This window comes from Streptococcus equi subsp. zooepidemicus, from assembly GCF_015689395.1.
GTDB lineage: Bacteria > Bacillota > Bacilli > Lactobacillales > Streptococcaceae > Streptococcus > Streptococcus equi.
Genome location: NZ_CP065054.1, coordinates 2,026,881 through 2,049,024, shown reverse-complemented (window position 1 = coordinate 2,049,024; position 22,144 = coordinate 2,026,881). Strand labels below are relative to the sequence as shown.

The window sequence follows — 22,144 nt, the reverse complement described above, 5'->3', positions numbered from 1 at the left end:
TGTAGTAAAGGCAGTAACCTTCTGTCAAGAGTGGGAGACATTTGGCGGTTATGTCATATGAAACTAATTTTTACATTTTTTACATTTTGATTAGTTTTTAAAAATATAGTGATTTAGTATTGCATAACCTCTCTAAGTATGTTAATATATACTCAAGTCTGTTTGATAAACAGAAGCTCAGGTCAAGTAAGTGTTCCACTTACAATAACACAGTTGATGATGGGGAAACTCAGAGTCAAGGAAAAGAAATATAGTCTTGTAGGATTACCTACAGGACTTTTTTCTATGTTGGATTGAGAAATCAATATAAACCGATGTGCTGTTTTTTATTAACTTAAACATTTAGATATTGGCTATTGACAAAAAATGTAAAGGAAACTATACTATATGTGTAAAGTTAACTTGACATATTGGAGGAACCATGGAAAATCGGATACAAGAACTCCGTAAGTCACGAGGGATTAGTCAAGCTGATTTAGCAGATATGATGTGTGTCACCAGACAAACCATTATCTCCTTAGAGAAAGGACGCTATAATGCGTCATTAGAGCTAGCCTATAAATTAGCGACATTTTTCAACCTGACTATAGAAGACGTTTTCTTGTTTGAAGAGAAGGGAGAATGAGATGATATTTAATGATTTAAGCGTCCTGCTGACGCAAAAAAGTCAGCTAGCCTATGCCAAAAGGCTGAAGTATACAGGCTTTTTCGCTCTCTGTTTAGGCGGCTTGTTTTTGCTGCTGGCCTTTGACGTGAGACTGACGAGCTTTGCTCAGGGAATGCTGGTAGGGCTTGGTAGTAGTAGCTTATTATTAGGTGTCCGTGCTTTTCAGATTGCCTTTAATCCTCAAAGGCTGAGAGCCTCTTATATTAAGGCTTATGATGAGCGTCATCAGGTAGTTATCAAGCTAGCTGCTGTATCAACCTTAATCTTATTAGTGGTGTTGATTATTGGCTGTCTGTGCTTGAATGTTTTTTGGGGCTTGGTTCTTGGCTTTAGAGTATTTTTAGAGATTTGTCTGTATACGATCTTGCTTGGTTTTTTAGGCATCAAGCGATTATTAGAGCATGTGATTTAGGAGGCTTCAATGGAAACAAAACATTCAGTGGTAAAGGTCATCATCAGCAAATTGAAATGGTTTGGCTTAGCTCTTCTTGTGTTTATGCTTGAGCAGGCTCCAACATTTTTGATGACAAAAGAACAGCCAATGTGGCAGACGCTTCTTCTTGTGGTCATTTTTCTTTTGATTAGTAGTGGTACTTATTATTTAGCTGTGAAGCTTCACATTGTGGGAAATCAAGCTATTCCTAAGAATGACTATCGGGCACTTTGGATTGGTTTGGGAGTGGTAGCTGTCTTTGTTGTCAAGATGATTGGTGGTATTCTGTTGTTTTTGGAGCATGGTCCGGGAGCCAATACGGTCAATCAAGCTGCCTTAGAACAGGCAGGCTTATCTCCGATTCTTATGGTTACGCTAGTTGCTATTGTGGCACCAATTGTGGAAGAAATTGCTTTTCGAGGGCTGCTTTATGGGAAGCTCTTTGGTGCAGAGTCTTATCTAGGCTTGATTTTTAGCAGTATCATGTTTGGTCTGATTCATGTGCCAACAGATTTTGGCAGTTGGTTTATCTATGGCGGTATGGGGCTGGTGTTAGGCTTTGTTTTCCATAAAACAAAGAAGGTCGAATACACGATATTGATTCATTTTTTGAATAATGCACTAGCTGTTATTATCATGCTTTTGCTGCCTTATCTTCAGTAGTACTGCTTGAGTAATGAAGGGGGTAATGAATGAAAAATGATCATTGGATTGACAAAAAATATCAACGTTGGGAGAAAGTGTATAAGAGACTTGGTCATTCTTTACTGACAATCGGTGTGTTGGTAGGGACTTATGGGATTTTTTTGATTATTCAAGGGAATCATCAAACGGGCTTTCTCCTTTTTATCCTGGGGCCTATACTATTGATTGCGTCATGTCTTTGCTATTATGTGCTTACAGAGCCAACGTCTTTACGAGAATATCTGATTAATAGCTATGATGAGCGTAACCGAGCGATTCGTCAGAAAACACAGGCTTACTGTTTTTGTCTATTTGCTGTTCTCTTTGTTGTGCTAGCGATATTCTTTCCAAATATGACGATCAAAGAGCTTTTTGGGTATAATCTTCCGTTGATTGTTTTCAATCTGTATGTCATGATTAGAGCCTGGGTTAGTAAACACATGTAAGTCGTCTTAACACAAAGAGGTCTAGAGCAAGGGCTTTGAATGAAACTATTTTTTCTAAAAACGCAAAAAACCGCATGTAGTAACAGGCTAAGTCATGTCACTGCATGCGGTCTTGTTGTTTCAAATGTGAGCCAGAATCATATGCCCTTTTTAGAAAGAATAGGCATTTAGGCTCTGTTTTGAGCTAGTCTGAGGCAGTAAGCTTGGTGTGTCGATTAGCTGCATTGATGATGGTTAGGATAAATCCTTAGCCTTTTTGATCGTTGTGTCAATGGCAGAGCAGACAGAATGTGTCAGGCCTGTTCTTTCGAAATCCATCAAGCCTGCAATGGTTGTGCCGCCGGGACTACAGATCTTATCAATCAAATCATGGGGACTATCTGTGCTGACTAGCAGGTTCTTGGCGCTAGCTAGGACAGTTTGACTAACAATGCTAAGGGCCTTGTCTTTAGGCAGTCCATTTTTGACCCCAGCCTTTGCCATAGCTTCGATGAAAAGGTAAAGATAAGCAGGACTTGACCCTGCTAGAGCAGTAAAGGTATCAAAATCCTTTTCAGCTATTTCAAAGGTTGTTCCAAAGCTGTTGGTTAGCTCTTTAGCAGTAGCTAATAAATCAGCAGTTACTAAGTCATTACCAGTCAAAGCAGTGGTGCTTTGGAGAATTTGAGCATTCATATTTGGCATGATACGTAGGAGTGGCAAATGAGAGCTTGTTAATTGAGCTAGTCTGTCTAAGGAAATACCAGCAGCCATTGACATGATAGGCTGTTTGAACTGTAGAGGGCTAAGAACAGTCTCAAAGAGCTGTGGCTTGATCCCTAGAATGATGAAGTCAACCTGATCGATCAGCTCTTGGTGAGATTGGGCGTAGCTTAGGTGCAATTGGCCAGCAATTTCTTTAGAGCGAGCTAAGGATGAGCCTGAGATGATTAGCTCGTGTGGTGTGTGTGTTAGGCCTTGAATGATAGCAGTTGCCATTTTGCCAACACCGATAAATCCAATTTTCATAATAATGTTCCTAAAAATGAATAAAGGGTCAATAGGCTAGAGTGCTTATTGAACCTTAGATTCGTATTTTAGCCTTATCCTTCCTAGTATTTCTTGATTAAATCAACTGTTGAGCGGTCAAGCTTTTTGACAATGGCTTGCAAAAAGGCCTGTGCTTCTACGAAATCATCTAAGGCGTACAAGCTCTGATGTGAGTGAATGTAGCGAGCGCAGACACCGATTGTAGTTGAAGGGATACCGCCATTTTTGAGGTGGGCAGCACCTGCGTCTGTACCGCCTTTACCACAATAATATTGGAAGGCAACCCCAGCCTCCTCAGCGGTGGTTAATAGGAAATCTCGCATGTTCTTAAGCATGATGTGTCCGGGATCGTAAAAGCGTAGAAGGGTTCCATCACCAATATGGCCAGGATTGCCATAAATATCACCAGCAGGTGAGCAATCAACAGCAAAGAAAAGCTCAGGATCAAATGTAGTGGCTGAAACATGGGCACCACGAAGCCCGACCTCTTCTTGGACATTTGCTCCAGCAATAAGAGTGTTGTGAAGTGTCTGGTCTTTTAGGGCTTCTAGTAGCTCGGTGACCATGAGAACACCATAGCGGTTGTCCCAAGCCTTTGAGATGATATTCTTTTTATTGGCAGTTAAAATGGTTTCAGACTGCGGTACAATAATATCTCCTGGTGTGATGCCAAAGCTTTCGGCTTCAGCCTTGTCTATAAAGCCACCATCAAAAACAATATCTGAGATCGCTGGCAGACTAGCAGCACCATTTGCCCCGCGCAGAAAATGGGGAGGAACTGAGCCTGAAATAACAGGAATGGCTTGGCCAGTGCGAGTGTATAAGGTAAAGCGCTGTGAGCTAACAACTAGTGGATTCCAGCCGCCAATTTCAACAACCCGCAGTGTTCCATCAGCTTTAATCTCGCTCACCATAAAGCCAACCTCGTCCATGTGAGCCGCAACAAGAATGCGAGGAGCTTGATCCGCCTTGCTTTCTTTTATCCCAAATATGCCACCAAGTCCATCAACCTCCACTCGGTCAACAAGCGGCGTGATCTTAGCGCGCAAGTAATCCCGAATAGTGTGCTCGTAGCCGGCGATGCCGTCTAATTCAGTAACTTCTTTAATTTTTGAAAATAAATCAATCATTTGTATACTCCATTGTCATAATAAGATTAAAGGTATTATGTCTGCCTCTATTCTATCATTTTTTGGTTAAGAATGGGAAATAGCCTGAGCATAGGAAAAGAGCTTGGGAGATTAGGTGTGTCGTTCTTGCTTGATAGGCTGCTTATCAATTTGATTCAGATGAGATGGCTGTTGGTATTAAGGAAATGGGACAGCTGTGCACAGCTGCCTTGACAAGGATTGACAGGCCTGAGCTGTCTGATGCCATCAATGGCGTCTAAATAGAGCAGTAGCCTGATGTTGGTGTGATTAGTTGCTCTTGGCAGGTGGTTTATGATTATTTCCCAAGGTATCAGTTAGCCTTGGCTGAGATTGTTAGCTTTTGCTCTAGCCTATTATTCCCTTTTTGTGATAAAATAAAAGGTATGAGTGGAAAAAAGACACGTATTGTTTCAGGATTAATTGGGCTGGGCTTGCTAGCCGGCTTGAGCTTGAGGCTTAAGGAAGTCTATCAAGAAAGAGAGCGTCAGAGGGTATTGGCTGAGTTGCGCGCCTTTTTCTCAGCCTTAGGAGAGATTGAGGTCTTGCACATCAACTCCTTTAGCTCAAAGCGTGATGATGTCACTGGTGGCCTTGTCATGACAGATGGTAAAACCTATACTTATCGTTACCACAAGGGAAGCATTGATTTTAAAGAGGATTTGACATGATTATTCCAAGGTCTAAGGATGAGCTTGCTAGGCTAATTGAGACAGAGCCTAGGCTGGTCTTGTTTTTTACAGCAGATTGGTGCCCGGATTGCCAGTATATTTATCCTGTGATGCCTGAGCTAGAGGCTGAAAACCCGGATATGACCTTTGTCCGTCTTGATCGCGATGACTTTATTGATTTAGCGCAGGATTGGCAAATTTTTGGTATTCCAAGCTTTCTTGTTATGGAAAAGGGGCAGGAGAAGGGCCGCTTGGTCAATAGATTACGAAAAACAAAGGCTGAGATTAGTGACTTTCTAGCAGCCTATCACTAAGAGGAGAAAATGAGATGATTTTTGCATATAATAAAGAGCAGGTCGGTGATGTTTTGATGGTGATACTAGAGGATAAAAAGGACATCAAGCGACAGGTTGAGCGTAAGGGGAGAGTGGCGCGTGTTTTTGCAGAAGAGACAGGACAAACCCTTGCTTGGAATATTTTTGAGGCTTCAGCCTTAATCGCTATTGAAGGAAAAGGGCAGGTTTTCTTGTCTGAGAAAGAGTTAGCGATTTTAAATGCGGAGCTTGCTCAAGAAAAATTTACTGAGCGATTGGAGGCTAGCCCAGACCCTGTTTTTGTTGTGGGGCAAATCATTGAGATGATTCCTCACCCAGATAGTGATCATTTAAATATCTGTCAGGTACAGATTGCTCCTGATAGGGCTGTGCAAATCGTTGCAGGAGCACCTAATGCTGCTGTTGGCTTAAAAACAATTGTGGCCTTGCCGGGTGCTATGATGCCAAGTGGCAGCCTTATTTTTCCAGGGAAGCTTCGTGGGAAGGACAGCTTTGGTATGATGTGCTCTCCACGCGAATTGGCCTTGCCAAATGCTCCTCAAAAGCGTGGTATTATTGAGCTTGGTGATACTGCAGTGGTCGGTGAAGCCTTTGATCCTGCTAAGCACTGGCAGGGCTAGCAGGACTTGATCAACATTAAAATGGTATTTAGTCCTTCTTTTGCTTGACGAAAAGCCTTTAGGCCTTGAGGCAGGCAGAGCTCTTTGCCAGTTTGTGATTGTCTTTAGCTTCAGGCTCGAAGCACTAGAGTAGCTGCTTAACTTATTGTCAGCTTGGTTGTAGTAGTGCTATGCTTGTGGTAAATGAAGGTAAATCTTATCAGTGACTTAGCTAAGGCTAAAAGGTGCATTAGAGCCACTTTTGAGATGAACAGCTCGCTGATTTCAATATTGAACGGTGCTTAGGTACCGTTTTTTTAAGCTTTGATGAGCATGAGATGCTGAAAAAAGGCCATGTCTTTATATGGCTTTTGATCACAGATGGCTAATTCAATCGTCCGTAACGCCTCCAGCCAACCAGGCTTAGCTTTAACCTCATTTGGTTGAAGCCCGTAGCATGTCCGCAGTCCACGATAGCTTTGGAGCTTCAAATCGGTCTTTCTGAGTAAGTCATCAATACTGTAGGTCTGACCTGCTGCAAAGGATAAACTTCACAGCTTGTCCTTATTTTACCATGTTTTACGAATAATAAGATAAGGAGGTATGACATGTACAATAAAGTAATCTTGATAGGCCGTTTAGTGGCCAAGCCAGAATTAACCAAGACATTAACGGATAAGCAGGTCGTTCGATTTACCTTAGCAGTTAATCGTCGGTTTAAGACGACGACTGGTGAGCGTGAGGTTGATTTTATCAATGTTGTTGCTTGGGGAGGCTTGGCTGAAACCTTGGCTTCCTATGCTAGCAAGGGAAGCCTGCTGTCACTTGATGGCGAGCTTCGCACACGAAAATATGACAAGGCAGGTCAGACTCATTTTGTGACAGAGGTTTTGTGTCATTCTTTTCAATTGCTGGAAAGTCGAGCGCAACGAGCTATACGTGAAAACAACGCTGCTAATGATTTGATTGATTTGGCTTTAGAGGAGGAAAAGCTTCCCTTTTAAAGACAGCTGCTAGCTTACCGTCGCTAAGGAAGGAAGTCAGACACTGGAGCACTGCGCATGCTAGAGATCTCAACATAATCTAAAAAATGACAATGATCCTAAAAAAAGTCTTGACACGCCTTAGAAAAAGGTTTACAATGTATGACAATTAAAATGAAAGAAAATAGGAGGTGCTGGTATGGTAGCAGTTAGCACAGCTCAGACGATGACTAAGCGTTATTACTTTAGCTTCTTTAGATAGTGTTTGTAGACATGAGCGCATGGATACAAACACACCGAACGTTATGTTTGTATCTATGGGGCTAAGGGCTATTTGAGTTGTTTGTCCACATAGATGATATCTCTTCTAAGTGGACACCATACAGCATGTATTTTGTTATCTCATGATACCTGTATAGGACCATTTAGATTATCTAGATGGTCTTATTTTTATGCAAGAAAGAGGAAATGACATGAGATTTAAACAGTTATCCTTAACAGCCTTTATAGGGCTTTTGGCAATGCTGCTAACGGCTTGTCGACAAGAAACCAACCAAACACATCAAGCTGCTAGAGTTGGGATTATTCAATATGCAGAGCACTCAGCCCTAGATGCTACGCGTGAGGGTTTTATTGAGGCGCTTGAGCAGGGCGGCTTTAGAGAGGGGAAGAACCTGACCATTACAACCAAAAATGCACAGGGTGATCAGGCTAACCTGCAAACAATGGTAGAGCAGCTGGCAGGTAAGAACGATTTGCAGCTTGCGATCGCAACGCCGGCAGCGCAGGCGCTTTTAAATATGGACTCAGAGACACCAGCTGTATTTACAGCGGTAACAGATCCTGTCTCAGCAGGTCTGGTTGATACATTAGCTAAGCCTGGTGGGAATATGACAGGCTCTACAGATGCGACTGATGTTGAGAATCAGATTGATTTGTTGACCAAGGCGCTGCCTCAGGCTAGGACAGTTGGGATTTTCTACAATTCAAGCGAGGTGAATTCGGAGATACAGGCTAAGAAGGCCAAGAGGGAGCTTGAGAAAAAAGGCTTAAAGGTCCTTATGAAAACTGTAACCACTACCAATGATGTGCAGCAGGTTATGACAAGCTTGGCTAGTCAGGTTGACGCTGTTTACCTGCCAACAGATAATACGGTTGCCTCGACAGCCGCTACTATTGGAGATATTTTAAAGGAGGCCAAAATTCCTTCAATGGGAAGCGATGCTGCTTACCTGAGTGCTGTTTTATTCACCTCAGGTGTTGATTACCATGCTATTGGTGTGCAGGCTGGTCAGCAGGCGGTAGACATTTTAAAGGGTAAAAAGCCAGCAAGCATCAAGGTCGCTAAGCCTCAAAAGGCAAGTATTGCTGTTAATGACGATATGGCAAGATTGCTAGGCATTGACCCTGAAATGATCAAGGCTCTTGCAAATAACTGAGTCAATTAGCATTTTAGGAGGAAGGTATGAAAAAAGGAAGTTATTTACTGCTCTTAGCACTTGCAAGCTTCATGTTGGTAGCTTGTCGTTCGATAGCTAGTCCTCGTAAGGTTAACAAATCTCATGTTAGCATTGGTATTTTACAATACATGGAGCATGATTCGCTAACGGCAGCTCGTCGAGGCTTTGAAGCGCAACTAAAGGCAGCAGGCTATACTAAGGGAGACAAGCTGAGCCTTCATTATCAAAATGCACAGGGCGACCAAGCTAATTTACAGACGATTTCAGAGCAGCTAGTGAAGCAAAATGATTTGATCTTGGCTATTGCGACACCGGCAGCGCAAGCCTTAGCGACTGTCTCATCAGATAGACCAATTGTTTTTACAGCAGTAACAGATCCTATCTCAGCAGGCTTAGTGGATAAAATCAAAAAGCCCGGTGGCTTGATAACAGGAACAAGTGACCAGGCGCCGATTGCAAAGCAAATCGACTTGTTAGCCCAGGCCTTACCAGAGGCCAAAACTATTGGCATTTTATACACAGCTAGTGAACGCAATGCTGAGGTACAGGTAAAGGAAGCTGAAACGCTATTGACCAAGGCTGGTTATAGGGTTATTAAAAAGGGAATTTCCACTTCAAATGATGTGCAAGATACTGCTGCAAGCTTGATGAGAGCAGTAGACGCGCTTTTTGTACCGACAGATAATACCGTTGCTTCAACCATGACAATGCTGGGTGAGCTGTCATTGGCTAATAAGGTTCCAATTATTGGTGGCTCAACGGATATGGTTGATGCAGGTGGGCTCTTGACCTATGGTATCGACTACGAGAGCCTTGGTAGACAGGCTGGGGAAATGGCCATTAAGATTTTAAGAGGACAGGATCCAGCAAGCCTAGCAGTGGAGTACCCAAAAACAGTCAAGCTACATATCAATCAAGCAATGGCAGACAAGCTAGCGATTGATACTTCCACATTATCAGTTGACTAAATCGCTAGGCTAAAGGCTAAATGACTGATCTCTAGCCAGCTGGCTAAATGACAAAGTCTTAACCAGTTAGCTTAGCTTACTATTAACGATTCATATGACAAAAAAGGAGAAATCATGTCACTCATTTTATCGAGCTTATCACAGGGCTTGTTGTGGTCTATTATGGCAATTGGTGTTTACCTAACCTTTCGTATCTTAGATATTGCTGATTTGACTGCAGAAGGCTCCTATCCGCTTGGGGCAGCTATTTGTGCAACGGGTATTGTGTCAGGTGCTTCTCCCTTGCTTACAACATTTTTAGCTTTTGCTGGAGGCTTGCTAGCAGGTCTTGTTTCAGGATTGATTCACACCAAATTAAAAATACCAGCCTTACTAACAGGAATTATCACCTTGACAGGCCTGTATTCTGTAAACCTAAAGGTGCTTGGTAAGGCCAATGTGGCTTTGTTACGTCAAAGAACCTTAGTTACCCAGCTCTATGATCTAGGCTTTACCAAGCTTGCAGCGGTGCTGATTATGGGCTTTGTTTTTGTGACGGTTGTGATTCTTTTATTAGCCTTGCTGATGAAAACACAGCTTGGCCTAGCTCTGCGCTCAACTGGAGACAATGGTCCAATGAGTGAAGCCAATGGTATCAAAACAGATCAGATGAAGATCATGGGCTACATGCTATCTAACGGTTTAATTGCCCTATGCGGTGCCTTGCTTTGTCAGAATAATGGCTATGCAGATTTAAATGCTGGTGTTGGGACAATTGTTATTGGGCTGGCTTCGATTATCATTGCTGAGGTGATGATCAGGCAGCTAAGCATTGGCTGGCGCTTAGCTTCCATTGTTTTAGGCTCTATTGTTTATCGCTTAATTATTCTAGCTATCTTAGCCATTCCCGGCATGGATGCAGATTTGGTTAAGCTCTTTTCAGCCATGCTATTGGCAGCGGTTCTTTTTGTACCAGAATTACAGCAAAGGCTTCGCCTTAGAAAAACAAGCTTAGGATAGGAGACATCATGTCAGCGATATTATCAATTAAGGCTATTCACAAAACGTTTGAAGCAGGTACGATTAACGAAAATCATGTCTTGAGAGGCTTGTCTTTAGACGTTGAGGAGGGGGATTTTATCTCGGTTATCGGTGGGAATGGCGCTGGAAAATCCACATTAATGAATACCCTAGCGGGAACCTTGTCTCTGGATCAGGGTGATATTCTTTTAGAGGGAAAATCAATCAAGCACTTATCAGCAGCTAAGCGTGCCAAGGACATCAGTCGAGTGTTTCAAGACCCTAAGATGGGAACCGCTTCACGCTTGACCATTGAGGAAAATATGGCTATTGCTTACCGTAGAGGGAAATCAAGGGGTCTAGGCTGGGGCGTTAAAGAAAGAGAGCGCCAGATCTATCGTCAGGCCTTGCAGGAATTAGGCCTAAATCTGGAAAACCGTCTTAAGGCCGAGACACAGTTTTTATCAGGAGGGCAAAGACAGGCCTTGACCCTGTTAATGGCTGCTTTAGAGAAGCCTAAGGTTTTGCTGTTAGATGAGCATACCGCAGCTCTTGATCCTAAGACCAGTGCAATGGTGATGACTTTGACAAGGCAGCTTGTTGAGACACATGGCTTGACAACCCTGATGATCACCCATAATCTGGAAAATGCTATTGCTTATGGTAATCGTCTGGTCATGCTCCATCAAGGCAATATTGTGGTGGATATTAAGGGAGAGGAAAAGGCCAATCTAACTGTCGATCACTTAATGACACTCTTTCACCAAAATAGTGGTCACATGCTCCTTGATGATGCACTTGTTTTGGGATAGGCAAGATGAAGCTTAGCTCTGTTTTCAAATAGTAGCCATAATAAAAAGGCTTAAAGCTAACGTTTTTAGAAACGCTAGCTCAAGCCTTGTTATAATACTTAAGATATTTTTCTAAGAGTGAAAAAACCATGGTGGCGGCCATTGAAGTCAAAGGATTTGTTTCGGACGCGATAGGCCTCATTTTCCACAATTGCAATTGCTTTATTGAGCTGCTGAATGGTGATTGCTTCGTCAATCTCATGAAAAGCAGTGCTATAATAATCATCACCCACGTGTTGATTGCGCTCCCTATAGGTACTTCTATGTTCAGTTAAAATGGCCTTAGCCTCAGCACGTTTTGCAATGGTATCTATGATTCCTTGACCATACGCCCTAGCCTCCTGAAGGATTGACAGCATATTGTCTAAGGAATAAGCATTCGCCAAGCGGTTAACAAAGCTATCAGCAGTATCAGGGCTTAGATTAATGCCATCTAGGCGATAAATCATCTCTGGGTGCAGCTTCAGGTAATGCTGCAATTCGCGGAACAAAAGCGCTGGAATTTTCGACCTATCTCTAAATGGACTGAGCTTGATCTCCTGACTATGAAGCCTATTGAGAAAATCATCCTTGAACTGCTTAATAGCATCGTAGTCTGATTTTTCTAGCTCTGCTTTAATATTGGCTAAAATCTCGTCCTTTGAAAGTCGACGATAGCTTGATAGTGAAGCAGCAGGCCTACTAGTATTGGAATTTCGAGAAGCTTCTGCTCTTCTAGTCTCTTGGCTTGGTGTTTGCTGCTTATTTGAGTGGCTCTCCTGCTCGGTTAGTCGTAGCTCAGGGTGTAAACGACTAATATTGTTGAGAAATTGGTTAACCTCATATTCCGATGAAAACTTTAGCCTAGGTCTGGCTTTGACCTTCTCAATAGCCTTGTCAATAATCCTTTTCCCGTACTTTTTGAGGTTACTGTCAGACTGGATCAAATAAAGATTGACACGTAAGTGATTCTGACTATCTGCCTTGGATAAGATGTTTCCAAGGCTAAGGCTTCCTAAGCATGTGGCTAGTAGAAGCAAGTGCTTTAGTAGGCTACGCCAAATAATGTTGTTACGACTGGACATGATACCCTTTCCATTCTGTTATGATGTGTTCATAAATGTTATCAAAATGAGTATAGACTGTCAATATCATTAATGGGTGATCATCTTAAAGAAATGACTCTTAGCCTTACACATCAGAAAGCTAGCTTAGGCTGGCAGTGGTCATTCTGTGCGTCTTGGTGCGAAATGCCCAAGCAGAATGCAGCTCACTAGAATGATCAATAGCCTCAACAAAAAGCCCCTACAGCCTGTGTCAAGCTGTAAGGGGCTTTGTTATGTGACTTTTAGTCCGTTTCACACCGCAGGTGTGAAACAATAAACCACCCGCTATGCGGGTGCGCGACGAAGGTTATACCCAAAAAAACTCCAAACGCGATAAAATAAAGGTGTTCAAGCCTATTGTATAGCGAAAGAAGAAAAGTACGGCACAAAAGGCACATAGTTTATCACATACAAAGTGGTTGTGTAAGTACCACATTATCTTTACACCTAAGTATAGACGAAAAATTATCTCTAATCCATATAGAAGTAGTCTAGGTGATATTTTTCATAGATTATGTAGCTATAAAGGAGTAGAAATAATTGAAGGACATTTGATGCCAGATCGTGTTCACATTTTAGTGAGCATTCCACCACGAATCAGTGTGTCAAGTTTCATGGGATATTTGAAAGGAAAGAGCGCTTTGATGATGTTTGATAAACACGCCAATCTCAAATACAAATTTGGCAATCGCCATTTCTGGTCAGAAGGATATTACGTGAGTACGGTGGGATAAAATGAAGCCACTATAAAGAAATACATACAAGAACAATAAAAACATGATATCGCACTGGATAAATAAAGTGTCAAAGAATATGAAGATCCCTTTAGGGATAATGGCAAGTAGTACAAACGCCTCTTTGAGAGGCATGTGACGAGTCAAGAGCAGTGAGGCTTGAACAAAGTGAAAGCCAGCGTCTTTAGGCGCTGGCTGGTGATAGGGGCTTATAGCCCTTGTTCAAACCACCCGTTTGACGGGTGGTTATGATTGTATTAACAGATAACTCAAATCCTTGCTTTTTATAATAAATCTAGGGTTTTTAGCTTTTCATCAATCATGTGCAGAACGGTTGCCAGATCCTCTGGGTTTTGCACAAAATCAAGCTTGTTTCCATCAATCCTCATTTTAGGCGAGACGTCATATTGCTCATACCAACTTGGGTATTCACCATGTACCTGATGGTAATAGGCCTCTAGGTCAGGATTGTCATCAACCTGCTCGAACCGCCTGCCACGCTTTTCAATGCGCTCTAGCATCTTCTCAAAGGATACATCAATATAAATCAGCAGGTCAGGACGTTTTTTAGGCATTCCCTCAAGCTCCTCTAGCATATTGGCTAAGAGCTCTTGGTAAATTTCAAGCTCTGTCTTGGTAACATTTCCATTTTTATAGTTAAGTGTCAAGAAGAGCTCATCTTCAAAGATTGAGCGGTCAAGAATATTATTGTCTGCCTGGTAGGCTTCTTTAATAGATTTGAAGCGCTTATTTAAAAAGAAAATTTGCAATAAAAAGGCATATTTTTTAGGGTCTTGGTAATACAGATCAAGAACAGGATTGTTATCAACAGCCTCGTAAAATACCTCTGTTCCTAAATGCTCACCCAGTGCAGCAGCAAGGGAACTCTTGCCTGCGCCGATTGTTCCAGCTAATACAATCAACATGTTTCTCCTTCTATGGTAGTCTTAGTGTATTTGTGCAAAAATAGTCTCAACATCAGCTAAGGTGTTAGCGCGTGAGACAGCACTCCGAATTTTGGCAGCACCTGCTGTTCCTCGAAGGTAATGAGGAGCTAGCCCACGAAATTCGCGAACAGCAATGGTTTCTCCCTTGAGCTTGATTAGGCGCTTGAGGTGGTCCTTAGCAATGTCTAGCTTTTTAGCAAATGGCAGCTCTGGCAAGACCTCTCCAGTCTCAAAGAAGTGATTGATTTGGGTGAAGAGATAAGGGTTGTTCATAGCTGCGCGGCCAATCATGACCGCGTCTACACCGATCTCCTCAATCATAAATGCAGCGTCCTGAACGGTTCTGACATCTCCATTTCCAATAAATGGAATCCTGGTAATAGCCTTTGAAACGCGTGCAAGGGTTTCATGGTCACAGGTGCCAGTATACATCTGCTCACGAGTACGGCCATGCATGGCAAGAGCTGATACACCAGCAGCTTCGGCAGCCAAGGCGTTTTCAAGGGCTAATGAGCTGTCTGACCAGCCGGTACGCATTTTGACAGTCAGTGGAATGTCTAGGACAGAGGTAACCTCCTGAATGATATGATAAATCTTATCAGGATCGCGAAGCCACTTGGCACCTGCTTCATTTTTAACGACCTTATTGACAGGACAGCCCATATTGATGTCAACGATGTCAGCCTTGGTGTGGCTTTGGATAAAATCAGCCGCACGCTTTAGCCCCTCAGCGTCACCGCCAAACAATTGGATTGACATAGGGTGTTCATTGTCATCAATGTGAAGCATGTGCAGGGTTTTCTCGTTGTTATAGAGAAGTCCTTTTTCAGAAATCATCTCCATGACAACAAGACCTGCTCCAAATTCTTTGGCAATCGTGCGAAAGGCCGAATTGGTCACACCAGCCATAGGTGCAAGCACTGTCCGGTGAGGGATTTCCACAGAGCCGATCTTGAAAGATGAGTTAAGCCTTGTCATTGATGAGCACCTCCAAATCAACTTCTGTAAATTGGTACTTAGTGCCGCAGAACTGGCAGACAATTTCAGCGCCCTGCTCCTCATCTCTCATTGTCTGTAAATCAGCGGTAGGAAGGCTCATTAGGGCCGATGCAAAGCGTTCTTTTGAGCAGTCACACTGAAAACTCAGCTGCTCCTCAGCTAACCGCTTGTAAGACTCCTCACCATAAATGGCCGCTAAGAGAGCATCAATGTGATTTTCTGACGCTAGAAGGCTTGAAATTGCTGGCATTTCCTGAATGCGCTTCTCATAGCGGCTAATCTCTTCGTCAGAAGCCCCAGGAAGCACCTGCAGCATAAAGCCGCCAGCAACCTTAACCTTGTCCTCTTGATCTAGAAGCACATTAAGGCCAACAGCAGATGGTGTCTGCTCAGACTCTGTCAAGTAGTAGGCAAAGTCCTCACCAATCTCACCAGTAACTAAAGGTGTAGTAGAGGTGTAAGGCTTACCTGTTCCATAGTCAGTAATTGTCACAAAGTGTCCCTGCCCCATAAAAGGACCGACCAGCACCTCACCGGTTGCTGTTTTTTTGATGTCAACACCGGGATTTTGAATATAGCCTTTGACATGCCCTTTTGTGTCAGCAACAGAAATAATATGCCCAAAGGAGGAATCGCCAATAACCTTGATAGTAACCTTACTATCTCCTTTTTGGTTGGCAGCTAAAATCTGATTAGCAATCAAAGTGCGGCCAAGTGCAACCGTTGAGGACGATAAGGTATGATGGCTTTCCTGAGCAGCTCGGACAGTCTCAGTACAATCCAAAACATAAGCCCTGAAGGCACCAGAGACAGAAATTGTTTTAATTAGTTTATCCATAGCTTCTATTATAACATAATGAACAAGGCTTGTGCTGGTTGCTTTAGAGGAAAGCTGCTGGAAAATAGGGAAATACTTAGTTGGTTAACAATAACGCTCTGTAAAGCCGCTCAAAAACAGAGCAGTGCTAACACATGGTGTCATTCATGTCCTTAGCTCGCAGTAAGCTGGTCATCTGAGTGAGTACAAGTCAAACAAGCATCAAAAAATAGCCCAATAGGCTGATCAAATAAAGACATAACAAAAGAGCTACTTTGTAATGCTTTGCTGATAATGAGCAAGGTACTCATGCGGAGTTGTATCAGTGTACTTTTTGAAGGTTTTCAAAAAATGGGTGGTATCGTAGAAATAAAGGAGTTTAGCCACCTCTCCAGCCGGTACCCCTCTTCGCAAAAGAAGCTTAGCCTCTTGCACCTTTTCCTTCAAAATATAGGTCTGCAACGAAATGGAAGAATACATTTTAAAAACAGCCCGTAAATGTGACTCTGAGATATAAAGATGCTTAGCAATATCTGACACCTTTAATTTTGAATAAAGGTGCTTATCAACATAATATAAAATACTATTGTAAATTTGCTGCTTATCAGAAACACTTTTGTTGGTCAAGGATTCTGAAAGGCTAATAATAGCAGCTGCCCTTATTTGAAGCACCTTAAGGAGATCTGGAGCTTTTTCCGTTAGATTCATAAAGTGCTTGATACGCTCATAGTTTTTAGCAACATCAGTATTTTCAGTAAAGCTTAATTCAAGAAGCTTTGTAAAGTAAACCATCGAAAGATTTTTTTCAGCTCTCAATGCAGAAATAGAAGAAGAGATAACATCTGATGCAGGGATACAATTGATTTCTTTTTTTAAAAGTTCGGTATTACCTAGCTTAACTAAATCAATAATATGGTTTAAATAATTTAATACCGTCGGGACATGAAATGAAGGAGTGTTTTCCAATTCAAGATTAGCTATAATCTGAGGCTCCTCCCAGATTAGCTGAGCCTCCTCTAGTAGATGATTAATGAATCGCTGACAGTCCATTTCAAAGTTGGTATCAAAAAAGGCATCAACAGTAATCAGAAGGCTTCGGATATGAGAAGCAGGAAAATGAGGAATGGTAGAGATGTAATCTATCAGCTCTTGTTTTGACGTATCAGGAGAGTGCTTCAAGAAGCTATCGGCTAATTCCTCTTTATAGCAATCCTGAAAGGAGGAGGTGTAAAAAGGTCCAATGAAAATAAACTTGTCGCCAATAGGGAAAATGAGAGAGGCTTCCTCCAGCATTCCTTCATAACAGCTAAGCTCAGTATTGCTAGGAATATCTAATGTTTTGATCAATTCATAGTAGGGAAAGCGATAGTCCTTGTCACCGTAAGCCTGAAGGAGATCAAGATTTTGAGAAAGCACAGAAACAGGTAATCGTGATAGGTTATGTAAAGCTTGAATGTGTTTTAAGTGAAATGAAACCATTATGATATATGACCTTTCTGACTTGAGAGCTAAATGGCTAAGCAGTTTAGCCAAGCATCTGACTATTAGCAGGGTAGCTGATTAGTATGAATGGAGAAGTCATTAACAAGAATTATTAAAAATATTATCTTTTCCATACTATTACTAATCATAAATGAAATATAGATGATGTCAATGATAATGTTCTGAAAATACAACAAAATAATGTAAAAAATGACATTGATTAAAAAGTGAAAAATATTATTAATAAATTCTTCTATAATGGATAAAGTGTCTTCATTTGGGTGTTACCAAAAATGACAGCATTAAATACAATGGGAGGGATTTTTACCAGTGACATTATCAAGAAAATTATTGTATTCTGCTGCAGCTTTGCTGCTAGCAGCACCAGCTGCAAAGCCGGTGGCACAAATAACTAGCGGAATTGTTGCAAAGGCGGATGAAGTCCTTATTGATAGAACTTCAAAAACGATTCCAGAAATCACAGAAGTTATTATCACTAAATTACAAGCAGATGATTATCATAAAGAAGTAAAACCTGATGGAAAAATGAATGAAAATGGATTGCCGATTGATGATTTAATGTCATTAGGTAGCAATGTAAGAACGTTAAATGATGTGACATTTGTTGCTTTTAAATTACCTACCGATATTTCAAAAGAACAGATTGAAACACTAAAAACTAAAAAAACAGTGAAAGATGTTGAATCTTATTTAACATCACTTTCTAAGAAGATTGAGCGTATAGTTTTGCCTAAAACATCAGGCAATGGAACAACAATTTTTAAAATTGAGCAATCTAAATATGGTAAATATTTTGTAGTTGAAGATTTGACTGCTGAAGGAACTCCTGAAAATATATCATTAGCTTATGCTGTTCCGTTTATTTTGGACGTCCCGATGTCTACATCGGATGGTACGGGTTATCTGACGAAGGTTAACATTTATCCTAAAAATACAACAGGTGAAACTCCAAAATCTGGTAAAGATGTGCATCAACTTGGTATAAATCATGCTAGTTATAATATTGGTGATAACATTTCTTGGTTTATGAAAGGCACTGTTCCTAAAAATATAGAATCGTATGAAGTTTATGAATTTAAAGATATACTTGACAGTAAGCTGGATTTTCTTGAAGTTAAGAATGTAAAATATGGAACAGAAATCTTAAAATTAAACGAAGATTATTCAATCACCGAACCTTCGAAAAGTGGTGGGACTTTAAAGGTAACTTTAACCGATGTGGGTATTAAAAAAGTTGCAGGACTTTATCCACAACGTAGACTAATTGAGAATGATGAAATTAAGGATATTGATAAAAATACTCAAGAAAAACCATTTTTGCAAGTAGAATTTATAACTAAAATTAATAGCAAAGTTGTTCTTGGTAAATCAATTAATAACCAAGTTACAATTGATTATGATAATAATCCAGATGGAGAAAAGAAACTCAAAACAACTTCCCCTTCAGATGAACCAGATGTACAAACTGGGGGTAAACTTTTCAAAAAAGTTGGTTCTGATCAACAATCTCAGGCGCTTGCAGGAGCAGAGTTTGAATTGCAAAATGAAAACGGGGAAGCTATCAATTGGACAGATGATTTAATTAATGCAAATGATAAATCAATGTTTTCGGGAGATATTCAAGTTGGTAAGCCAATTATCTTGAAATCTAATAGTTCGGTATTTGCCATACGTGGTTTGGAATATAGTGTAAAAAGTCCAACTAGTCCGACATCAAGTAGAATGGTAACCGTCGAATCTAAAAAATATAAACTAAAAGAAATTAAAGCTCCAGTTGGTTATGTTATTCAAGATAAACCCATTGAATTTGAAGTTAATCAGACATCTTATAATGCTAAGCCAACAGAAATTGAAACTGACATGAAAGATGCAACTCCCCTAGAAATCAAAAACACCAAACGTCCTTCTATCCCTAATACTGGTAGTATTGGTACAGCTATCTTTGTGGCCATTGGAGTTGCGGTGATGGCATTTGCTGCTAAAGGCATGAAAAGTCGTTCAGACGAAGGCTAATAAAAACGACTATTTCGATGTAACCATGCTAGGAAAAGAGAAATAGTCTTATTTCTCTTTTCGTTGTTTTTAAATGTAAAGGAACAGGATGAAAAAATTAATCATTTATAGTTGTTTGTTATTGATGATTTTAGGTGTGGTGTTTCGTTTTCCAAAGCAGATATGGGCGCAAGAAGCGGAGCATTCATTGATTGTTACTCATCTAGAAGCCAGAGACATTGATCGTCCTGACCCTAAGCTAGATGTTGCCCCTAAGTCTGGTGAACCGATAGAAGGTATTCGTTATCAGCTATATCAGCTGAAGCAGCTAGAGGATGTAGCTATATTAAGCCAGTTGGACAATCTTTCTTTGGAGGGTTTGGCACATCAGGCGCAACGAGTCTTTCAGGAAACAACAGATAGCGAGGGGCGAGCTAGGTTTACACAGCTACCATCTGGAATATATTATGGAATCGCTGTAAAGGCGAATCAGAGAGATAAACAGGTTTCTAGCTTTCTTGTTGATATGATAGGTAATCAAAAGGAACCACTTCTGGTTTATCCCAAGATTATTTGGGAAACAGGAGCATTTGACTTGTTCAAAATTGGAGTAGATGGGAAAGAAAGCTTACCGTTATCTGGGGTTACCTTTGAGCTTTATGAGAGAAATGGGCTGTCCCCGATTCGTGTTAAAAAAGGGATTCATTCCTATGACCTTGATGCACCGACAACATTAACAACAGATCATACAGGTCATATTAAAGTGTCAGGGCTAATCCCAGGAGAATACTATCTTAAAGAGCAAGAGACCGTTAAGGGGTATCTGATTGATAAGACGGATATACCTATTACCATTGAAGCTCATGAAACAAGTCATATTACCATAAAAAATATAAAAGAAAACACTCCACCCCCTCGTAAAGGAGGCTTTATCCCATATACAGGGGAATTAAAAGCTATTCTGTTTCTTATGATTGGAGGGAGTCTCATTGTATTGGCGTTTATTTTGATACGCCGTTACAGGAAAGACGAATCATCAAATGACAAGAAAAAAAGCTAATCGAGTCGCTTCATCACGCTCATTTTCCCCTCGTCTTTGGCTTTTTCGCTTGATTTTTTTCGTTGGTTTATTGATTTTAGCTTTTCCATTTGTTAGTCAATGGCTGTATTATCAAGCCTCTCATGCTCAGATTAATACCTTTGAAAGGGTAGCTGCAACCATTGACCGTTCTGATATTGAGCATCGCCTAGCTTTAGCTCGTGCTTATAATATGACCTTATCTGGGGCAACTGCAGCTGGAAACCAGACAGCCATTACAGATCCTTATTCTGAAGAGCAAAAAAAGGCCGGTCAGGCCGAATATGCTCGTATGCTTGAGGTCAAGGAACAAATTGGTCATGTGATGATTCCGCGCATAAATCAAGATATTCCTATTTATGCAGGATCTGGAGAAGATAATCTTCAAAGAGGTGTTGGCCACCTTGAGGGGACAAGTCTACCAGTTGGTGGAGAATCAACACATGCAGTGTTGACGGCTCATCGTGGCTTGCCAACAGCCAAGCTATTTACCAATTTGGATAAGGTCAAAAAAGGAGATCGTTTTTATATTGAGCATATAGGTGGAAAAATGGCTTATCAGGTTGATCAGGTGAAGGTAGTGACACCGAATCAACTTGAAGAACTATATATCGTACCAGTGCAAGATTATGTGACTCTTTTGACTTGTACTCCTTATATGATTAATAGTCATAGGCTGTTAGTTAGGGGACATCGTATTCCTTATGACAAAAAGGTAGAACAAAAGGATATTCAAGTGTCTCAAAGAAAGCAATACGAAAGCTATATCATAGCTGCTGGTGTATGTGTTTTGGTATTAGTGCTGCTTTGGTATAAGCATAGATGTAAAGGGAAAAAACAATGCGCAAAAGCCTAGTCACTCTATTTCGAATAGTGAAAGAAAATAAAGCTAGAGTTTTGTTATTCATAGTAGGAATAGTGATTATTATATTTCCTATCGTTAGTCAGGTTAGTTATTATATTGCCTCTCATCAAAAGATCAATCAATTTGAAAGGTCTGTCTCTAAGCAGGACACAAGTGAGATTGACCAGCGTATAGCTTTAGCAAAGGCTTACAATGAAACGCTATCAAAAAGATCGTTGCCGATTGACCCTTTTACTAAAAAACAAAAAGAGGGATTAAAAGAATACGCTAGGATGTTAGAGATATGTGAACAAATTGGGCATGTGACGATTCCAAGTATTGGGGTAGATATTCCTATTTATGCTGGAACAACAGCGACTATGCTTGAAAAAGGGAGCGGTCACCTAGAAGGAACCAGCCTTCCAATAGGTGGAAGGTCAACTCATGCTGTCTTAACAGCGCATAGAGGTCTTCCAACAGCGAGACTATTCACTGATTTGAATAAGGTCAAAAAAGGAGATACCTTTTATGTGACAAATATCAAAGAGACTTTAGCTTACAAGGTAGATTCAATAAGGGTTGTAGATCCGACAGCGTTAGATGCTGTTAGGGTTGTAGATGGTAAAGATTACGTTACACTGTTAACCTGTACCCCTTATATGATTAATAGCCATCGTTTGTTGATAAGAGGAGAGAGAGTTTTATTGCCTTCTCAAAAAGTAAAGCGAGCTAGTGCCGCTTTGGTGCCCTATTATCAATATTATCAGTGGCTGACTTATCTTGTGCTCGTGTTGGTGGTGATTTTACTGATGATTATTTTTACAAAATATCATAGAAGAACTAAGCAATAGCTATGCTATTTGCAGTAAGCT

The 22,144-nt window shown here is 41.0% G+C and carries 23 protein-coding genes and 1 pseudogene; 17 read left to right on the top strand and 7 right to left on the bottom strand.

Going from position 1 to position 22,144, the window contains the following annotated elements; all coding sequences use genetic code 11:
- The first annotated feature begins 421 nt into the window (after positions 1–421).
- From I2432_RS09720 to I2432_RS09705, 4 genes are read left to right on the top strand one after another with little or no spacing between them, the layout of a single operon-like run.
- The gene (locus tag I2432_RS09720) at positions 422–625 is read left to right on the top strand and encodes a helix-turn-helix transcriptional regulator (RefSeq protein WP_012516427.1); all 204 of its coding nucleotides are present in this window, start codon (positions 422–424) and stop codon (positions 623–625) included.
- Between the two features lies 1 nt (position 626).
- Positions 627–1,079 (top strand): hypothetical protein, encoded by a 453-nt coding sequence (locus I2432_RS09715; RefSeq protein WP_037579409.1) that lies wholly within the window; start codon positions 627–629, stop codon positions 1,077–1,079.
- Between the two features lie 9 nt (positions 1,080–1,088).
- Positions 1,089–1,763, top strand: a complete 675-nt coding sequence (locus I2432_RS09710) for a CPBP family intramembrane glutamic endopeptidase (RefSeq protein WP_206158783.1) — start codon at positions 1,089–1,091, stop codon at positions 1,761–1,763.
- A gap of 29 nt (positions 1,764–1,792) precedes the next feature.
- Entirely contained in the window at positions 1,793–2,230 is a 438-nt protein-coding gene (locus I2432_RS09705; protein WP_206158782.1) for a hypothetical protein, read from the top strand.
- 234 nt (positions 2,231–2,464) lie between these two features.
- Here I2432_RS09705 and proC read toward each other — a convergent pair whose 3' ends face one another.
- Positions 2,465–3,238, bottom strand: a complete 774-nt coding sequence (proC, locus tag I2432_RS09700; RefSeq protein ID WP_043031581.1) for a pyrroline-5-carboxylate reductase — start codon at positions 3,236–3,238, stop codon at positions 2,465–2,467.
- Positions 3,239–3,321: 83 nt separating this feature from the next.
- Positions 3,322–4,389 (bottom strand): glutamyl aminopeptidase, encoded by a 1,068-nt coding sequence (pepA, locus tag I2432_RS09695; RefSeq protein ID WP_206158781.1) that lies wholly within the window; start codon positions 4,387–4,389, stop codon positions 3,322–3,324.
- Positions 4,390–4,793: 404 nt separating this feature from the next.
- Between pepA and I2432_RS09690 the strand changes: the two genes are divergently transcribed.
- The 8 genes from I2432_RS09690 to I2432_RS09655 all read left to right on the top strand — a co-directional run bounded on the left by I2432_RS09690 (position 4,794) and on the right by I2432_RS09655 (position 11,234).
- Positions 4,794–5,078, top strand: coding sequence for a DUF4651 domain-containing protein (locus tag I2432_RS09690; protein WP_249093247.1), 285 nt, complete (start codon positions 4,794–4,796; stop codon positions 5,076–5,078).
- Entirely contained in the window at positions 5,075–5,392 is a 318-nt protein-coding gene (locus I2432_RS09685) for a thioredoxin family protein (RefSeq protein WP_012516420.1), read from the top strand. The genes I2432_RS09690 and I2432_RS09685 overlap by 4 nt, the downstream gene beginning before the upstream one ends.
- 14 nt (positions 5,393–5,406) lie before the next feature.
- Positions 5,407–6,033, top strand: coding sequence for a YtpR family tRNA-binding protein (gene ytpR, locus I2432_RS09680; RefSeq protein WP_206158780.1), 627 nt, complete (start codon positions 5,407–5,409; stop codon positions 6,031–6,033).
- Between the two features lie 587 nt (positions 6,034–6,620).
- Positions 6,621–7,016, top strand: coding sequence for a single-stranded DNA-binding protein (locus tag I2432_RS09675; RefSeq protein ID WP_012516417.1), 396 nt, complete (start codon positions 6,621–6,623; stop codon positions 7,014–7,016).
- A 452-nt stretch (positions 7,017–7,468) separates the two neighbouring features.
- Entirely contained in the window at positions 7,469–8,434 is a 966-nt protein-coding gene (locus tag I2432_RS09670; RefSeq protein WP_206158779.1) for an ABC transporter substrate-binding protein, read from the top strand.
- 26 nt (positions 8,435–8,460) lie between these two features.
- Entirely contained in the window at positions 8,461–9,423 is a 963-nt protein-coding gene (locus I2432_RS09665; protein ID WP_154804304.1) for an ABC transporter substrate-binding protein, read from the top strand.
- Between the two features lie 114 nt (positions 9,424–9,537).
- Positions 9,538–10,422 carry an ABC transporter permease gene (locus I2432_RS09660; protein WP_206158778.1) on the top strand — a complete coding sequence of 295 codons (885 nt, stop codon included), beginning with the start codon at positions 9,538–9,540 and terminating at the stop codon, positions 10,420–10,422.
- Between the two features lie 8 nt (positions 10,423–10,430).
- Positions 10,431–11,234: an ABC transporter ATP-binding protein gene (locus I2432_RS09655; RefSeq protein WP_012678666.1), complete on the top strand. Its 804-nt coding sequence runs from the start codon at positions 10,431–10,433 to the stop codon at positions 11,232–11,234.
- Positions 11,235–11,332: 98 nt separating this feature from the next.
- On the opposite strand, the gene I2432_RS09650 is transcribed toward I2432_RS09655, so the two are convergent.
- On the bottom strand, positions 11,333–12,337 hold the full coding sequence (locus I2432_RS09650; protein ID WP_206158777.1) for a hypothetical protein: 1,005 nt from the start codon (positions 12,335–12,337) through the stop codon (positions 11,333–11,335).
- A 440-nt stretch (positions 12,338–12,777) separates the two neighbouring features.
- Here I2432_RS09650 and tnpA point away from each other — a divergent pair.
- Positions 12,778–13,158 (top strand): annotated as a pseudogene (gene tnpA, locus I2432_RS09645) (IS200/IS605 family transposase).
- A 218-nt stretch (positions 13,159–13,376) separates the two neighbouring features.
- Here the strand turns inward: tnpA and I2432_RS09640 are convergent.
- From I2432_RS09640 to I2432_RS09625, 4 genes are all read right to left on the bottom strand, one after another.
- On the bottom strand, positions 13,377–14,018 hold the full coding sequence (locus tag I2432_RS09640; RefSeq protein ID WP_014623615.1) for a deoxynucleoside kinase: 642 nt from the start codon (positions 14,016–14,018) through the stop codon (positions 13,377–13,379).
- 21 nt (positions 14,019–14,039) lie between these two features.
- Positions 14,040–15,017: a tRNA dihydrouridine synthase DusB gene (dusB, locus tag I2432_RS09635; RefSeq protein WP_249093245.1), complete on the bottom strand. Its 978-nt coding sequence runs from the start codon at positions 15,015–15,017 to the stop codon at positions 14,040–14,042.
- A complete protein-coding gene (hslO, locus tag I2432_RS09630) occupies positions 15,004–15,876 on the bottom strand; it encodes an Hsp33 family molecular chaperone HslO (RefSeq protein WP_037579450.1) in 873 nt (290 codons plus the stop codon). Before hslO ends, dusB begins: the two co-directional genes overlap by 14 nt.
- A gap of 249 nt (positions 15,877–16,125) precedes the next feature.
- Entirely contained in the window at positions 16,126–17,334 is a 1,209-nt protein-coding gene (locus I2432_RS09625; protein ID WP_206158775.1) for a YSIRK-targeted surface antigen transcriptional regulator, read from the bottom strand.
- Positions 17,335–17,667: 333 nt separating this feature from the next.
- Here I2432_RS09625 and I2432_RS09620 point away from each other — a divergent pair, with 333 nt between their 5' ends.
- From I2432_RS09620 to I2432_RS09605, 4 genes are all read left to right on the top strand, one after another.
- Entirely contained in the window at positions 17,668–19,371 is a 1,704-nt protein-coding gene (locus I2432_RS09620; protein ID WP_206158774.1) for a SpaH/EbpB family LPXTG-anchored major pilin, read from the top strand.
- Between the two features lie 88 nt (positions 19,372–19,459).
- The gene (locus tag I2432_RS09615) at positions 19,460–20,410 is read left to right on the top strand and encodes a SpaA isopeptide-forming pilin-related protein (RefSeq protein WP_206158773.1); all 951 of its coding nucleotides are present in this window, start codon (positions 19,460–19,462) and stop codon (positions 20,408–20,410) included.
- Positions 20,391–21,284, top strand: coding sequence for a class C sortase (locus I2432_RS09610; protein WP_165620175.1), 894 nt, complete (start codon positions 20,391–20,393; stop codon positions 21,282–21,284). The genes I2432_RS09615 and I2432_RS09610 overlap by 20 nt, the downstream gene beginning before the upstream one ends.
- Entirely contained in the window at positions 21,269–22,123 is an 855-nt protein-coding gene (locus tag I2432_RS09605) for a class C sortase (protein ID WP_206158772.1), read from the top strand. The genes I2432_RS09610 and I2432_RS09605 overlap by 16 nt, the downstream gene beginning before the upstream one ends.
- Positions 22,124–22,144 lie beyond the last annotated feature (21 nt).

Excerpts from the sequence above, each read along its gene's own strand:
- I2432_RS09625 (WP_206158775.1), bottom strand. The coding sequence starts at position 17,334 with ATGGTTTCATTTCACTTAAAACACATTCAAGCTTTACATAACCTATCA.
- I2432_RS09710 (WP_206158783.1), top strand. The coding sequence starts at position 1,089 with ATGGAAACAAAACATTCAGTGGTAAAGGTCATCATCAGCAAATTGAAA.
- I2432_RS09660 (WP_206158778.1), top strand. The coding sequence starts at position 9,538 with ATGTCACTCATTTTATCGAGCTTATCACAGGGCTTGTTGTGGTCTATT.
- I2432_RS09610 (WP_165620175.1), top strand. The coding sequence starts at position 20,391 with ATGACAAGAAAAAAAGCTAATCGAGTCGCTTCATCACGCTCATTTTCC.
- I2432_RS09615 (WP_206158773.1), top strand. The coding sequence starts at position 19,460 with ATGAAAAAATTAATCATTTATAGTTGTTTGTTATTGATGATTTTAGGT.
- I2432_RS09640 (WP_014623615.1), bottom strand. The coding sequence starts at position 14,018 with ATGTTGATTGTATTAGCTGGAACAATCGGCGCAGGCAAGAGTTCCCTT.
- I2432_RS09655 (WP_012678666.1), top strand. The coding sequence starts at position 10,431 with ATGTCAGCGATATTATCAATTAAGGCTATTCACAAAACGTTTGAAGCA.
- I2432_RS09650 (WP_206158777.1), bottom strand. The coding sequence starts at position 12,337 with ATGTCCAGTCGTAACAACATTATTTGGCGTAGCCTACTAAAGCACTTG.
- I2432_RS09685 (WP_012516420.1), top strand. The coding sequence starts at position 5,075 with ATGATTATTCCAAGGTCTAAGGATGAGCTTGCTAGGCTAATTGAGACA.
- proC (WP_043031581.1), bottom strand. The coding sequence starts at position 3,238 with ATGAAAATTGGATTTATCGGTGTTGGCAAAATGGCAACTGCTATCATT.
- dusB (WP_249093245.1), bottom strand. The coding sequence starts at position 15,017 with ATGACAAGGCTTAACTCATCTTTCAAGATCGGCTCTGTGGAAATCCCT.
- I2432_RS09675 (WP_012516417.1), top strand. The coding sequence starts at position 6,621 with ATGTACAATAAAGTAATCTTGATAGGCCGTTTAGTGGCCAAGCCAGAA.
- I2432_RS09665 (WP_154804304.1), top strand. The coding sequence starts at position 8,461 with ATGAAAAAAGGAAGTTATTTACTGCTCTTAGCACTTGCAAGCTTCATG.
- I2432_RS09605 (WP_206158772.1), top strand. The coding sequence starts at position 21,269 with ATGCGCAAAAGCCTAGTCACTCTATTTCGAATAGTGAAAGAAAATAAA.
- I2432_RS09690 (WP_249093247.1), top strand. The coding sequence starts at position 4,794 with ATGAGTGGAAAAAAGACACGTATTGTTTCAGGATTAATTGGGCTGGGC.
- I2432_RS09705 (WP_206158782.1), top strand. The coding sequence starts at position 1,793 with ATGAAAAATGATCATTGGATTGACAAAAAATATCAACGTTGGGAGAAA.
- I2432_RS09670 (WP_206158779.1), top strand. The coding sequence starts at position 7,469 with ATGAGATTTAAACAGTTATCCTTAACAGCCTTTATAGGGCTTTTGGCA.
- pepA (WP_206158781.1), bottom strand. The coding sequence starts at position 4,389 with ATGATTGATTTATTTTCAAAAATTAAAGAAGTTACTGAATTAGACGGC.
- I2432_RS09715 (WP_037579409.1), top strand. The coding sequence starts at position 627 with ATGATATTTAATGATTTAAGCGTCCTGCTGACGCAAAAAAGTCAGCTA.
- I2432_RS09720 (WP_012516427.1), top strand. The coding sequence starts at position 422 with ATGGAAAATCGGATACAAGAACTCCGTAAGTCACGAGGGATTAGTCAA.
- hslO (WP_037579450.1), bottom strand. The coding sequence starts at position 15,876 with ATGGATAAACTAATTAAAACAATTTCTGTCTCTGGTGCCTTCAGGGCT.
- ytpR (WP_206158780.1), top strand. The coding sequence starts at position 5,407 with ATGATTTTTGCATATAATAAAGAGCAGGTCGGTGATGTTTTGATGGTG.